General features: G+C 59.3%; 1 protein-coding gene. It reads right to left on the minus strand.

The window, feature by feature from the left end; genetic code table 11:
• Positions 1-13 precede the first annotated feature (13 nt).
• Positions 14-15145: an Ig-like domain-containing protein gene (locus tag HDC30_RS12175; RefSeq protein WP_183783207.1), complete on the minus strand. Its 15132-nt coding sequence runs from the start codon at positions 15143-15145 to the stop codon at positions 14-16.
• Positions 15146-16518: the final 1373 nt, after the last annotated feature.

Genomic DNA, 16518 nt, shown 5'->3' on the forward strand with positions numbered 1-16518 from the left:
GCACTCCTTTCACTCATACAATCAGTTGGTGGTTGACCAGCAGGGTCTCCATGTCCGTCGCTACGTTGTTCAGCGTCAGTACCAGAGTCGGGGCAAACGTTGAACCAGTCCCGTCGCGGTCAATGCTGATCGAGGTGTTGGTGCCGTTGTTGGTGACATTCAGGTAATTCATCAGCCCCTCCGAAGCCTTATCGAGTACGGGTTTGCTGGTAGTGGTATCGGTGTAGACGTAAGCGGTGCCGGTGTAGCCTGTCAGCAAGGCGCTGAGGTCGATCGCATCCGCTGCCGCCACGCTGTTGACATTGCCCAGGCCAAAGCCGATGGCCGTGTCACTGCCGTTTCCACCGGTGGCGTCACTGTTATTGAGGTTGGTAAAGGTCAGCAAGGTATGGCCGCCACCGGTCATGGTGTAGGTGTCATTGCCGCCGCGGCCGTCGAAGAAGTTATTGGCCCCCGCCGTAGTGCTGGCAGTGAGGTTGTCATTACCCCCACCACCGATGATGCCTTCGATACCGGTCAGCGTCACTGTGCCGAAACCGGTGCTTTGCGCCGTCGTGGTGTTGAGGTTGACGGTCACCGCGGTGGTGTCTGCCAGCTTGAAGTCCAGGACATCTTCCCCGCGACTGATATTCCAAGATGGCGTACCGTAGTGAGTCAACCAGCCTCCGCCGCCGACAAAAGTATCTGTTCCGGCTGTGGCAAAAAAGTGATCGTTGTAGCCAGTACCGATGAACTTTCCGTTGGCGCTATTGCTGCCAGACTCAGCGGACAGCACATAGTTGTGAGTGGCCAGCCCCGTGGTTAATCCCGTCCAAGTGGCGTTGACGTTTTCAATGGTGTTGCCACCAAGCGTATTTACACCAGAAACATCACTGGAAACGCCGCTGACACTCTTCAGCAAGACTGCAGTGTAGGTCTCGGCTGCGCTCAAGCCGTAAAAATAAACCAGTGCGGAACTTTCGTTAGTATTCATACCCGATTGCGGATTGATGATCTGTGATGAAACCAACGCGCCGGAGGAGTTATAGAGCTGCACAGTATTAGCATAGAAAACATTCAGCCCTTGATGATCAAATATCTGCAAATGCAAACTCGCACCATCAGCCACGGCGTTATTATTTAGCATAACTGGATTACTTACTCCTAGCGCATAAACATACTGCACAACATCTTGTGCTCCATCCCAGTTAAAATCCATCAAGACGGCACCAAGATGGTTGCTACCTGTAGAAGCGAAACTAGTCAGTGTAAAGCTACCGCCACCTTGATTTAAATAAAGTTGGCTACTCCCAGACGCGGCAAACTCCACCACATCCATTTTCCCATCATGATTCCAATCAATAGCCAAACTCTCATTCCCCGCAACCGAGTCGGAAAAATAAGTTGCGGTTCCTCCGGTTGTCCCCGCGGCTGTACCAAATCCACCACTTTGGTTATTCCAATAAATCCGACTTGCACTAGTATCGGATGTATTAGCAGCGTTGCGTCCGCGCCCTAAAAACAAATCCATATAACCGTCATTATTAAAATCCGCCCATGTCATCGGAATGGTGGGGGCAGTCGAAAACACGCCCGACAAATGCGATAGGATGAAGGTGTTGGGTGATTGGGTGTTTAAGAAAGTCGTCAGGGCAAAATTACCATTGCCGTTTGTATGCTCAACAATATCGACCGTGCCATTATTATTTAAATCAACCGCCGATGCTTCGGCATAGCTGTTAATGCCTGCCGTCCCTGTTGGACGACCTCCCGAAGAGCTCGTTCCATTCATCCATATAACAGAACCTGCATTATTTGACGCAAAGGTTAGAGACGCCGCATTACTATCACCCATAGCAAAATCAAGCCAGCCATCACCGAAGTGATCATAAACCACAATCCCCCCCCCACTACGCGCATTCCCAGTAAGCCCTGCGTCGCTGTACAATGTATTACTCGTAGTCCTCATCATTTTAAAAATAGCTGAAGGATTTACACCTACAGCAATTAATCCTGAATAACCACTTCGCTCAAAATCCGCATAGGCGATAGATGTGAAGGTTCCTTGACTGATACCATTCCCCGCAACTGTAACGCTAGTCAAAGAAGTTTGAACTTCAACCTCCCAAGAACTTGCCGATTGTTGACCTGGGCGATAGATATTCCACAAGCCGTTATGATCTAACTTAACTGCTTCAAATGCGATCACTCCAACAAACCCACTTACAGTTAACTGCGACGATAAATCTGAGCCTACTACCCTTAAATGAGTATTCGCAGTGAGTACGCTCCGATTGCCCGCTGTGTCTACTCCCATAAAGACCAGGTGATAGCCACCCACCGCCAACCCGCTGGTACTGAGCGACCAAGCGCCACCTGCTGCTACGGTTGTGCTCCCTAAAATCGTATCGATACCTTGCGAATAGACCCCGTCATTGTCGACATCGTTGACCAATACGATGGTCGAGCCCACCTCTCCTAATCCACTGGTGGCACTGGTAAAGGTGATGGACGTGTTGGTGGTGATGTTGTCACCTACCACGCCCGAGTCAAACGCCGAGGTCAACACCGGTGCCAATAGAGCAGCAATCGACGGCGCTGTGATATCGATGTTAATCACCTGCGAAGCAGCACCCGCCGCCACGTTACCTGCCGTATCTATGACCCGCAGTTGATACGTGGTAGCCGAGGTTCTTTGCGTTGGATCGGTGTAGGTCCAGGTTTTGGATGTGGTGTTGATGTTGGCGGTCGGCACATTGATCCAGGTCGTACCATCGGTACTGATCTGCAAAAGTTCGGTCGCAGTATTCAAGGTGCCGGTGTAGCCGCCGCTCACGGTTAAGAACGTATCGCGGGTATTGAAATCCGTATTGACCGCACTGTCGGTGGTGCTGCCAGTGCCCGTGGTCAGACCGGCCGTGGTATCGGTGGTGACAGCCGTCAGAGTGATCGCCGTGACGGTAGGCGCGGTGATATCAATGGTCACAGCCTGCGCAGCCGAAACCGTTCCCGCGTTGCCCGCTAGATCCACCACCCGCGCCCTGAGGTTGTAAGTCGCAGCTCCCAACGTCGTACCTGTATTGTCCACACGATAGGTGTTACCGCTGACCAATGTGGCCGTCGTCGCCAGCCAGCTCGACCCATTGTCGGTACTGACCTGGATGCCTTCTCCTGCACCCAACGTTCCGGTCAAGGTCACATCGATCAGCAGGGTCTGATCATTGGTAATGAAATCGGTAGCACTGATGCCGTTATCGTCCGAGATAGCACTGATCGCCACCGTGGCGGTCGGCGCCGTAGTATCGACCACCACCGTCCGGTTGGCGGTCAGCCCCACGTTGTCGGCCAAGTCGATGACCCGCACGACTACCGGATAGGACGCCTCAGTCAAAGTGGCGATGTGGGTCCAGGTGGTGCCTGTCACACTGGTGACCGTCGTCCACGAGGTGCCGTTGTTGAAGCTGATTTCCACCCGCTCCCCGGCGCCCAGAATCGCCCCCAGAGTACCGGTGAACGTGAGCGTGGTGTCGCTGGTGATGAAGTCGCCATTCACACCGGTGTCGGTGCTGATCGAGCCAATCGTGATGGTCTGGGTCGGCGCGGCGAAGTCGACAGTCAAGGTCTGGTTGGCAGTGTTGACGTAGTTGCCTGCCGCATCCACCACCCGCGCCTTGAGGAAGTGATCCCCTTGACCCAGGGTGACGCCGGTCGCGTCGTACGTCCAGTTGGTGCCACTCACAACAGCGTCGTTGTAATTGGTTCCGTCATAGCTGAACTCCACCCGCTCGCCGCTGCCCAGCGCGGCGCTGAGCGTGCCGCCAAACATCAGGTTTTGATCACTGGTGGTGAAGTCAGTGGTGGCACCGGTGTTGTCGGTGATGCTGGTGATCTGGATGGTGGCAGTCGGGGCGGTGAGGTCTATCGTCACCTGTTTGGTAGCGTTTTGGCCGACGTTACCGGCCGTATCGACCACTCGTACATCGACGGTATGCACCCCTTCACTCAAGTCGGTAGCGGTGTAGTCAAATGACCAGGTCAGTCCGCTGTTGCTGGCAGCCCTCCAGATGCCATTGTCGAAGCGTATTTCCACGCTCTCACCCATGTTAAGGGCGGCCCCCAGAGTGCCGTTGAAGAACAGCCCCTTATCATTGGTGATGAAGTCGGTGGCGCTAACACCGGTGTCATTGGTGATGGAGTTGAAGGCGATGGTTTTGGTCGCGTCCGGCGCGCTGGTGTCGACCTCTAGTACCTTGTTGGCGCTCTGCCCAGCGTTGCCGGCGGCGTCTACGACCCGTACCTTCAGGTTGTAGATGGCGTCGTTCAGTGTCTGGCCACTGTAGTCGTAAGTCCAGGTCAACCCGGTATGGGTGGCCGTGGCATAGGTGGAGCCCCCATCAAAGCTGAACTCCACATGCTCATCGGCGGCCAGGGTGGCGCCCAAGGTACCGCTGAAGATCAGGGTGTTATCATTGGTGATGTAGTCGGTGGTCACACCGCTGTCGGAATTGAGCGCGCCGAAGGTGATGGTTTTGGCCGCGCCCGGGGCCTGGGTATCGACGATCAGGGACAGATCGGGGGAGGCTAGGCCGATGTTGCCCGCTGCATCCACCACCACCGCGTGATAGGTGTGCGAACCTTCAGCCACTGTGGCCAGGATGTATTTCCAGGTGGAGCCGGCAACGGTGGCCAGCCCCAGGCGGGTGCTGCCCTCGTAGACGGCCACCGTGTCACCGCTGGCAAGCCCGGTGACCGTGCCATTGAGCCGTGGAGTGGTGTCGTTGGTGCTGGTGCCGCTGGCGAAGTCGCCCGTCAGGGCAAAAACATCGTCGGTGAAGGTATTCAGGCTGAGGGTGTAGCCCACGGTCGGACCGGTGATGTCGATGGTCACGTTTTGCGAGGCGACCGCCGAGGCGGTGCCGGCGGCGTTAATCACCCGAGCCAGGAAGGTGTAGGTGGCTTCGCCCAGGGTGGTGCCGGTGTGGTCATAGGTGTACTGGTTACTGCCAATGGAGATCGCGGTGTGCCAGTTGGCACCGTTGTCCACCGAGATTTCCACGCTTTGCCCAGCGCCCAAAGAGCCGGTCAGGGTCGCGGTCACCACCAGGCTCTGATCGTTGGTGAGGAAATCCCCCGCCGTGCCGCTGTCGGTGGTGATAGCGCTGATGGCGGCCGTGGCACTCGGTGTCGTCGTATCGACGGTAAAGCCGCGGCTGGCGCTCTCGCCGATGTTGCCGACCAGATCGACCACTTGTACCAGCAAGGTGTAGGTACCAGATGGCAACTGGGTGCCGGTGTGATCGTAGGTCCAGTTGGTGCCGGTGACGCTAGCGGTGTGCCAGGTGGCGCCATTGTCCAGGCTCACCCGCACACTTTCGGCAGTTTGCAGGGAGGTGGCCGTTTGCAGGGGCGCGCCCAGAGTGCCGCTAAAGATCAGTCGGTCATCGCTGGTGACAAAGTCTCCCGCGGTGCCGGTGTCATCGGTGATGCCCGTGATCGCAACGGTGGTAGTGGCACTCGGGGCCTGGGTGTCGATCCGAATCTCTTCCTGCGCCGTCTGTTCGACGTTACCGAACACGTCGGTAATGCGCGCCATGACGATTTGTGAGCCTTCGGGCAGGCTGTTGGCGGTGTTGTCGAAGGTCCAGTTGGTACCGGTCACGACGGCATTGGACCAGGTCAGGCCGTTGTCAAAGCTCAGTTCAACGTGCCCGCCGACGTCCAGCGGCGAAGTGATGATGCCATAGAAGGTCAGCTTCGGATCGTTGGTGAAGAAGTCGGTCGGGCTGCCCGAGTCCGGCGATATGGTGGAGATTTCAATAGAGTTGCCAACCGGTATTGTATTGTTGATTTCCACCAACTGACTGTCGGTCTGGCCTACGTTGCCGGCCGCGTCCACCACCCGTGCCTGGACAGTGTAAATATCATTGGGTAGCACATTGCTTTCGTTGTTGTAGTTCCATTCGGTCGGACCGGTCATGGTCACCCGATCCCAATTGATGCCATCGATCGAGATTTCGACGTACTCGCCCGCGCTCAGAGGGCTACCGATATTGCCAAGGAAGATCAGTGTATTGTCCGCCGTGAGGAAGTCACTACCGCTGGCTCCGGTGTCGAGGGAAATGCCGATGATGTTGACGGTGGTGCTCGCGCTCGGCGCTACCGTATCCACCTGTACCGCTTGGCTGTCGGTCTGACCGATGTTGCCGGCGGCGTTCACTACACGGGCTTCGACTGTGTGGGTGGCATTGCTCAGCGTGGTGCCGGTGTAATCGAACGCCCAGGTGGTGCCGGCGCCGGTGATGGTGGCCGCTCCCCAGTTACCGCCGTCCACCCGCACTTCGACCGACTCTCCGGCCAGAAGCTGAGCCCCCAATACACCGGAGAACACCAAGTTGGTATCGTTGGTGATGAAGTCGCCGAGGGTACCGGAGTCGTCGGTGATACCGGTGATGTCGATGGTAGTGGTCGCACTCGGCATTTGTGTAAACACCGTCAGGCCAAAATCGCTGGAGGCGGTACCGGTGTTGCCGGCGGCATCGGCGATCACAGCGTGGTAGGTATGACTGCTATCACTCAACCCCGACAATTGATAAGTCCAGGTACCCCCGGTCACGGTGGCCGTGCCGAGCAAGGTGGTGCCCTCAAAGACCAGGACCACGTCCCCGTCACTCAGGCCGCTGACCGTACCGTTGAGCACAGGCGCGGTATCGTTGGTCTGGGTGCCTGCACCGAAGTTGCCGGTGTTCAGCAGCACATCGTCGGTGTAGCTGGAGATTGCCACCGCATTGCCGGAGGTCGGTGCGCTGATGTCGATTTGCAGCGTGACGCCCGCCACCGGACTGCTGTTACCGGCTACGTCAAACACTCGGGCCTGCAGCGCATAGGTGCCTTCAGGCAGGGTATTGGCGCTGTTGTCGAACACGTAGGTGCTGCCCGAAGACAGCACGGCATTATTCCAACTGTTGCCGCCATCGAGCGAGATCTGCACGAACTGATCCGCGCCCAGGCTGCCGACCAGGGTCAGGGAGAACACCAGAGTCTGGTCGCCTGTGACAAAGTCGGCGGTACTGCCAGTGTTATCGGTGATGCCGGTGATCGACACGGTGGCCACGGGCACGACGTCATAGATCACCACGGTCTTGCTGGCCGTGGCGCCCACGTTGCCGGCATCGTCCACGACCTGCAGGAGCGCAGTATAAGTGCCATTGCTCAGCGGAAGGGTCGTCCTGTCATAGCTCCAGGCGGTACCGCTGACGTTGGTGATAGTGTCCCAGTGGGCGCCGCCGTCGATACTGAACTGCAAATGTTCATCGCTGGCCAGGGGGGCCGTCAGGGTACCGTTGTAGATCAAGCTGTGGTCGCGGGTAACGAAGTCCGTGCCACTGATGCCCAGATCCAGGGTGATGCCGCCGAAAAGCGGCACGGTGCTGAGTAACGGCGGCGTGGTATCGACGATCACCGCCTGAGTGACGCTGGACGTGCTGTTGCCTGCCGCATCGACCACACGAGCCTGCACGGTGTGGCTGCCATCGCTCAGTGTCGCGGCGCTGTTATCAAAGCTCCAACTGGTGCCGATCACAGTGGCCGTCTGCCATTGGCCGCCGTCGATACGAACTTGCACCACGCTGTCGCCCGTTAGCGCACTGCTCACTGCGCCGCTGAAGATCAGGGTATTGTCCTGGGTGGTAAAGTCGCCGAGCGTCCCGCTGTCGGTGCTGATACCGGTCAGGGTCAGGGTTTCGCTCGGCGCCGTACGGTCGATGACCAGTGCTTGCGAGCTTTCCGGGCCGATGTTGCCGGCCGCATCCATCACCCGCACGAGTACGGTGTAGTTACCCGGGGCCATTTCGTTACCGGCACCGGTATGGTTGTAGGTCCAAGTGGTGCCGCTGGCCGAGGCCAGTGTCCACGAGGTACCGCCGTCAAAGCTGATCTGCACAAACTCGTCCCCGACCAGCGCTGTCGACAGGGAACCTGTGAACAACAGCGTGTCGTCGAAAGTGATGAAGTCGTGCAGACTGGCACCAGTGTCGAGCCCGGTATCGGTGGAGATCGAGTCGATGGTGAGGGTCGGAGTCGGCACCTGGGTATCCACCACCAAGGTCTTGATGGCCGAATTCCCGACGTTGTCGGCTGCATCGATGACCCGAATTATCAGGTTGTGCGAACCGTTGCTCAGCGTCTGGGTGGTGTTATCAAAACTCCAGGCCGTGCCGGTCACACTGGCCGTGGCCCATGAGGTTCCACCGTCGAGACTGATTTCCACACGCTCGTCGCTGGCCAGGGCTGCACTCAGGGTGCCGCTAAAGGTCAGGGTTGGGTCACTGGTGATGTAGTCGGTTGCCACCCCGGTGTCGTCACTGATGGCACCGAAGGCAATGGTTGTCATCGGTGCTACGGTATCGATGGTCAGGCTTTGGATGGCGCTGTCGACGAAGTTGCCCGCCGCGTCCACCACCCGCGCTTGCAGGCTGTGCGTCCCTTCACCCAGCACTTGGCCCCGGTTATCAAAGCTCCAACTGGTGCCGGACACCGTGGCCAACGCAAAGCTTGTGCCACCGTCGTAACTGAAGTACACCTGCTCGCCGGCGCCCAGCGCTGCACTCAGGGTGCCGCTGAAGACCAGAGTCGGGTCGCTGGTGGTGAAGTCATTGATCGCACCGGTGTTGTCGGTGGTGCCAGTAATGGCCACCGTGACCGTCGGTACCGAGGTGTCCACCGTCACCACTTGACTGGCGCTTTGGCCAACATTGCCGGCGATGTCGACCACCCGTGCCTGCACAGTGTAGTCACCTTCGTTTAAGGTGGTGCCGGTATGATCCAGAGTCCAGCTCAGGCCACTAACGGTGGCCGGCAGCCAGCCGCCGCCGTTGATTTGCACCTCCACGCTCTCCCCGCTTTGCAACGATGCACCGAGGGTGCCATTGAAGATCAGGGTTGGATCACTGGTGACAAAATCCGCCCCATTGACTCCGGTGTCCGAGGAAATGGACGTAAAGGCGATGGTTTGCGTGGCCAGCGGCGCCGCGGTGTCAATCACCAGCGCCTGCGTGTCGGTCTGACCTTCGTTGCCGGCCGCATCAACTACCCGGGCCATAAGGTTGTAAGTGGAGTCCAGCAGGGGGGTGGCGGTGTGATCATAGGTCCAAGTGGTACCGACCACGGTCGCCAAGTGGTAACTCACCCCACCATCCAGGCTCAGTTCCACGCGCTCATCGCCGACCAGCGCCTGACTTAGAGTGCCACTGAACACCAGGGTGTTGTCATTGGTGTTGAAATCACCACTGGTGCCACTGTCGCCATCGATGGCGGTAATGTTGATGGTGGTTAGGCTGCTCGGCATCTGGGTATCAATGGTCAGACTGAAGGCGCTGGAGGACAGGCCGGCGTTGCCGGGGGCATCGACCAGGATCGCCTGATAGGTATGGCCGCCCTCGGAGGTGGTGCCCAGTTGGTATTGCCAGGTGTTGCCACTGAGGGTGGCCAACCCCAAGAAGGTGGAACCTTCGTAGATTTGCACGGTGTCACCGCTGATCAGACCGGTCACGGTGCCCTGCAACAGCGGGGTGGTGTCGTTGGTGCTGGTGCCGGAGGCGAAGTCGCCGGTCTGCGACGGGGCGTTATCGGTGTAACTGTCGAGGGTGACGGTATAGCCCGTGCTCGGCCCGCTGGCATCGATGATCACGGTTTGCGAGGCCGACGCACTGGCGCTGCCGGCCGCATCCACGACCCGGGTCAGAAAGGTATAAGTGCCTTCGGCCAAAGTATTGGCGGTGTTGTCATAGACATAGAAGCCACCGACCTGGGTCGCGTCATGCCAGTTGGCACCGTTATCCAGAGAGATCTGCACCGTCTCACCGGCGTTCAGACTGCCGGTCAAGGTGGTGCTCACCACCAGCGTCTGGTCGCTGGTGATGAAGTCACTCGGGGTGGCACTGTCAGTGGAGATCCCACTGATGGTGACACTGGCCGACGGTAGCGAGGTGTCGACGGTAATGGTTCGGGTGGCGTTCTGCCCAACGTTGCCAACGAGGTCGAAGGTTTCGGCCAGCAGCGTGTAAGTGGCGTCTGGCAACGGAGTGCCGGTGAGGTCAATGCTCCAACTCGTGCCCGTGACGGTGGCAATGCTCCAGGAGGTACCGCCATCGAGACTCACCCGCACACCTTCGCCGCTTTGCAGGACATCGCCCAGGGTGCCGCTGATAATGAGCGTGTTGTCGCTGGTGATGAAGTCGCCCGCAACACCGGTGTCGTTGCTGATCGCAGTGATCGCCACAGTGGCGGTCGCGCTCGGGGCCACGGTGTCGACCTTGATGACTTCGGTGGCGGTCTGTTCAACGTTGCCAAACATGTCAACGATGCGCGCCTGCAGGTTGTAGGTACCGTCGACCAGGTTTTGCGCGGTATTGTCGAAGGTCCAGCTGGTGCCGGTGACGGTGGCCGCGAACCAGCTCAGGCCGTTGTCCAGGCTGACTTCCACGGCCCCGCCCACGCTGAGCGGCGCGGTGATGATGCCGCTGAACGACAGTACCCCGGTGTTGGTGAAAAAGTCGGTCGGGCTTCCGGAGTCAGGCGAGATCGCCAGGATTTCAATCGAGTTGCCTACCGGCGCCTGGCTGTTGATTTGAATGATCTGGGTGTCGGTCTGGCCCACGTTGCCGGCGGTATCGATGACCCGCGCCACGACGGTGTACGTGTCGTCCGGCATCGTATTGGCGGTGTTGTCGTACTGCCATTCGGTGGCACCGGTCATGGTCACGGTCGCCCAGCTGGTGCCGCCATCAAGCGAGATTTCCACGCGCTGACCAATGCCCAGCGGCAAACCGATGTTGCCCAGAAACAGCAGGGTGTTGTCGGCGGTGTTGTAGTCGCTGCCGTTACTGCCGGTGTCGAGGGAGATGCCAATGATGTCGACGGTGATGTTCGCGTTCGGCGTCTGCGTATCCACCACGACGACTTGGCTGGTGCTCTGGCCGACGTTGCCGGCATCATCGATCACGCGCGCCTGCACATTGTAGGTATTGTCGGGCAGTGTGGTGGCGGTGTGATCGAAGCTCCAGGTATTAAGACTGGAGCTGACGGTCAGCCAGTTGGCGCCGCCGTCCAGGCTGATCTGTACGCTTTCCCCTGTCCCCAACGGCGCACCCAGCGTGCCGCTGAACACCAAGGTGTTGTCGTTGGTGATGAAGTCGCCCACGGTCCCGCTGTCGACGCTGATGGTGATCGGCCCCATCGTGATGGCGTTACTTGGGGGCAGGGTATCGAGGCTGAGGCTAAAATCGCTGGAGACGGTGCCGCTGTTGCCGGCGGCATCGACAATCACCACATGGTAGGTGTGAGTGCCGTCCGTGGTCGCTGCCAACGCATAGCTCCAGGTGCCCCCGCTGACGGTGGCCAGGCCCAGCAAGGTGGTGCCCTCAAAGACCTGCAGCACGTCGCCCGCGCTCAGGCCGCTGACGGTGCCGTTGAGCACCGGGGCCGGATCGTTGGTCGGGGTGACGGCGCCAAAGGTGCCGGTGTTTTGCACCACGCTGTCGGTGTAGCTGACAATCGCCACGGCATTGCCGGTGGACGGCGCGCTGGCGTCGATCACCAGCACCTGGCTCCCGGCCGCACTGGTGTTGCCCGCCGTGTCGGTGACGCGGGCCAGAAGGTTGTAGACGCCGTCGCCGAGCTGGGTGGCGGTGTGGTCATAGGTGTAAGTACTGCCGCTGACCAGTGAGGCCATTTGCCAAGTCGTACCACCATCGAGCGACACCTGCACCGACTCGCCGGCATTCAGGGTGCCGCTCAGGGTCAGGCTGAAGATCAGGCTCTGATCGCTGGTGACAAAATCGCTGGCACTGCTGCCGGTGTCAGTGGTGATGCCGCTAATGGCCACAGTGGCGGTCGGGGCCACGCTGGCCGCAATCTGCACCATCTGGGCAGCAGTGGCCCCCACGTTGCCGGCGGTATCCACCACGCGCAGCTGCGCCAGGTAGCTGCCATCGACCAGCGAAACGCTGGTGTTGTCATAGACCCAGCTGGTGCCACTGACGGTGGTGGCCGACCAGGTCAGGCCGCCGTCCAGGCTGAACTGCAGGGTTTCATCACTGGCCAGGGGCGCGGTCAGCGAGCCGCTGAACACCAGGGTACGGTCCATGGTGACAAAGTCGGTGCTGCTGACGCCCGAGTCCACGGTAATGCCATCGAAGCTCGGCAGGCTGGTGACCGGGCCGCTGGTGTCGATGCTCACCCCCTGAGTCACCGCAGCGCTGCTGTTGCCGGCCGTGTCGGTGACGCGCACCTGTACCACATGATTGCCATCGGCCAGCGGCGCACCACTGGCGTCATAGCTCCAGCTCAGGCCGGCGACGCTGGCAGTCACCCAGGTGCTGCCACCGTCCAGGCTGATTTCCACGCTGCTGCCCGCCGGCAGCGCGCCACTGAGCGAGCCATTGAAGATCAGGGTGTTGTCGTTGGTGATGAAGTCGCCTGCCACCCCGCTATCGGTGCTGATGCTGTCCAGGGTCGCGGTCTGCGCCGGAATGGCGCTGTCGATCACCACCAGCTGGGTGCTGGAGGCACCCAGGTTTCCGGCAAGATCGGTGACGCGCACCTGCACGGTGTAGCTGCCATCGGCCAGCACAGTGGCCGAGTTGTCAAAGCTCCAACTGGTGCCGGTGACGTTCGCGGTTTGCCACGAGGCGCCGCCATCGAGGCTGATCTGCACCATCTCGTCGCCCGACAGCGCGGCACTGAGCGGGCCGCTGAACACCAGGGTGTGATCCTGGGTGGCGAAGTCATGCGCATCGCTGCCGGTGTCGGTTGTGATGGCATCCAGGCTGACACTGGCCGCGGCCGGTGCCAGGGAGTCCACCACCAGCGTGGCACTGGCGGTCGCCGCGACATTGCCCGCCAGATCCACAATGCGCACCTGCACACCCACGGTACCGTCGGGAATGGCGGTGGCAGTGTTGTCAAAGGTCCACGAAGTGCCGGAGACCACCACGTTCTGCCAGGTGGCGCCGCCGTCCAGGCTGATCTGCGCCGCTTCATCGGCGGCCAGCGCCGCGCCCAGGCTGCCGAAGAACACCAGGGTGTGGTCGCTGGTGTGGAAATCGCTGCTACTGGCGCCGGTGTCCTGGCTGATCGCCGTCAAAGCAATGCTGTTACCGCTGCCGGGCTGGGTGTCGATGGTCACGCTTTGCGAGCTGACCGCACTGGCATTGCCGGCCATGTCGACCACCCGCGCCTGCACGGTGTAGGTGCCGGCGGCCAGGGGATTGGCGGTGTTGTCATAGACATAGGTCGAGCCGCCTTGTAGCACGGCATCGTGCCAGGTGGCGCCGCCGTCCAGGGAGATCTGCACTTTTTCCCCGGCACCGAGGGAGCCGGTCAGTTGCGCGCTGATGCTCAGGGTCGAATCGTTGGTGACAAAGTCGCTGCCACTGGCACCGGTGTCGTCGCTGATCGCACTGATCATCGCGGTGGCCGTGGGTGGGGTGGTGTCCGGATAAGGCAGCGAGGCCGGGGCGCTGACGTTGCCGGCAATGTCGGTCAAGGTCATGCTGGTCGGGCCGGCTGGCTGACCCAGCGCGCTGGTGATCGGGCCATAGCTGCCGTCACTGCCAACCACGCCTGTGCCGCTGCTGCCATCCGGAAATTGCACGGTCACGATACTGCCAGGCTCGGCAGTGCCGGCACCACCCGACAGACTCAAACTGCCGTCCGGGTTGGCCACCAGGCTGCTGCCCGAGGAGGAGACCACCGGCACGGTGGTGTCCACAACCAGATCAATGCTCGCGGTGCTGCCGATGTTGCCCGCCAGATCGATGACCCGCGCCATGATGTGGTAGGTACCGTCCAGCATCGGGTCGTATTCCCAATGGGTGCCGTTGACGATCGCCTGCTCCCAGGTCACCCCGCCATCGAGGCTGATCTGCACGGTGTTGTTGGCATCCAGAGGCGCGGTGAGTGTGCCGAGGAAGGTGATCTTGGTGCCGTTGGTGACGTAGTCGACGCTGCTGATCCCGGTGTCTGGCGAGATCGAGCTGAAGCTGATGATCACGTTATCCGCCGCCGAAGACAACAGCAGGCTGTGGCTGGCCACCTGGCCCACATTGCCGGCCGCATCGATTACGCGCGCCTGCAGCGTATAGGTGCCGTCAGCCAGCAGATTGGCGGTGTTGTCAAAACTCCAGGTGGTGCCCGACACCGTGACGGTGGACCAGGTCACGCCACCGTCCAGGGAGATTTCCACCCGTTCGCCGGCCCCCAAGGGCGCGCCGAGGTTGCCACGAATGACCAGGGTGTGATCGCTGGTGATGAAGTCGCTGTTGCTGGAGCCGGTGTCATCACTGATGCCGGCAATGCTCAAACTCTGCGCCACTGTCGGCGCCACGGTGTCGATGACCACCACCTGGGTGCTTACCGCACCGGGCGTGCCGGCGGCGCTGACGATACGCGATTCGAAAACATAGGTGCCGTCGGCCAGCACCTGGGCGGTGTTGTCGTAGGCGTAGAGGTTGCCACCGATGGAGGTGGCGTCGTGCCAGGTGGCTCCGCCGTCGAGCGAGATCTGGACTTTTTCACCAGCCGCCAAAGGGCCGCTGATCGCTGTGGTCACCACCAGCGTGGCATCGTTGGTAGTGAAATCACCGGCGACACCGCTATCGGTGCTGATGGCGTTGATGTGCGCGGTCGCGGTTGGGGTGTGATCCGTGGCGGCAGGCGCGCTATGGCCACCACCACCGCCACCACCGCCGGCCAGTGCGAGACCGCCGGCCAGCAGCCCGGCACCGGCCAACCACCAGCCGTTAAATTCTGGGTTGGTGCCATCGAGCAACAACGGTTCAATGCTGTCGATGTGCACAAAACTGGCGGTGTCGAGCACCGGTTGACCGGCGGCATCGACCGCCGGGGTCAGCAGCTCACCCTGCGCGTCCTGGATCACCAGAGTATTTTTGACGCCTTTGTGCAGCAGATAGAAATCATCGACGGTAAAGACCTCACCGGAGCGCATCGAAATCACCAGCGCATCACCCTGGCGCGCAAGCGAGGCAATGTCTTTGACAGAATTGACGGACAACTGAACCACGGAAGGCTCGGCAAGCGCGGCATGAAGACCGAAGACGGTGCTGGATGCGCGGGTGGTTTTGTTGATTACGGTGATGACTGCTTTCATTTAGAGTCTCCAAAATCGGTCGTTCTGCTGCGTTAAAAAGATTATTTATCGTCAATCAAAGACATAGCCGCGCGCGCCCTGTAAGCCGTTAATAACCATCCTTGGGATGGGTGTGTAGTGCACTTTGCAAAGTGCGAACTATTTCAGAAGATTTCTGTCCAAACGCCTGCTAATTACCCAACGGAGGTCAGCGTCGCGCTAACGCCGCTTGGAGCTCGTTGTCCCGGTCTGCATTCATTTACGATCCGGCGGGGCAGAGAAGTAAGAAGACAAGGTACCGATTGCATTTGCGTAATAACCATGCACCTCGTTTTGAACGAATCATAGTCCTGTTTTTTATTTTCCAGTGTAAGAGCCGCCATTCAAACCGGCGCCATTGAAGTCAAACCGCCACCCTTTTCACATATTCAGACAAAAATTCACACACACAGCCCAGCGCATGAGAGTGCCAACTAACTAGGTGGTGCCCTTTCCCTTCCCGACCAACTCAAGCGCCGCCTCGATAAACAAAGGTCGAAAGCGCATTCGGCATATTTTTCCATCGCCTTTCAAAACAATGGGGATCCAAGTCACCACGCAACCACGAATACCGAAAGAAATAGTCGTGAATAATTCATTTTCACTAAACCCAATGCTCCCACGCCGCTAAAACCCAATTATTTAGCGAGGAGTGAGTTAAACCTGCGCCCCCCCCTTAATGATCATTGACGACAAGTACTTTATTGGCGCCAAAAAGACGTCTCAAAAATACTTTTCCTCCGACCTCATATATACATATATAAGTACATAACCCCTTCGCCCGTCGCCGCTCTCGCCGCCAACCGGCCGCCTCGATACCTAAGACACTGCACGAGTCTACCGGCCAGCCCCGCGCCAGAGCGCCCAAGCCCCACCCATGACCGACACTCCCCCCAGCGTCATAAATGCACTCAATAAAGAAAGAATGGCACCGCACCTGTGGGTGACCACCCACGACCCAGCCGCCTGGACTCGTGCAAAATGCATTCAACCGGCATGAATACAAATGAATTAACCGAATATCACAAAACTCACACGCCAGCTGGCGCGGATTTCGCCTACCATAAAACCAGGCACCGATCATTTGCAGTGAAACAAAGTGAGGCAGCGACAGCTCACGCACGTTTCACACGTGAAATCCCGCCCTTCGCGGATGCTCGATCCACCCAGCGCACGGAACATTTTTTGAATGAGCACATGATGACGGCTGCACACCGTCCAGTCTTGACAGGACGGTTCGGATTTTCCCGATGATTAAATACCGCGGTCACCTGAGGCGCCATGAAAAAGCGCCGCTTACATATGTGCATGACAACAACACGCATGAGGTGCGCTCCACTTTTAGTCCCTACAAG

The sequence above is a fragment of the Pseudomonas sp. JAI115 genome (assembly GCF_014200835.1).
Classification (GTDB): Bacteria; Pseudomonadota; Gammaproteobacteria; order Pseudomonadales; family Pseudomonadaceae; genus Aquipseudomonas; species Aquipseudomonas putida_A.

Excerpts from the sequence above, each read along its gene's own strand:
- HDC30_RS12175 (WP_183783207.1), bottom strand. The coding sequence starts at position 15,145 with ATGAAAGCAGTCATCACCGTAATCAACAAAACCACCCGCGCATCCAGC.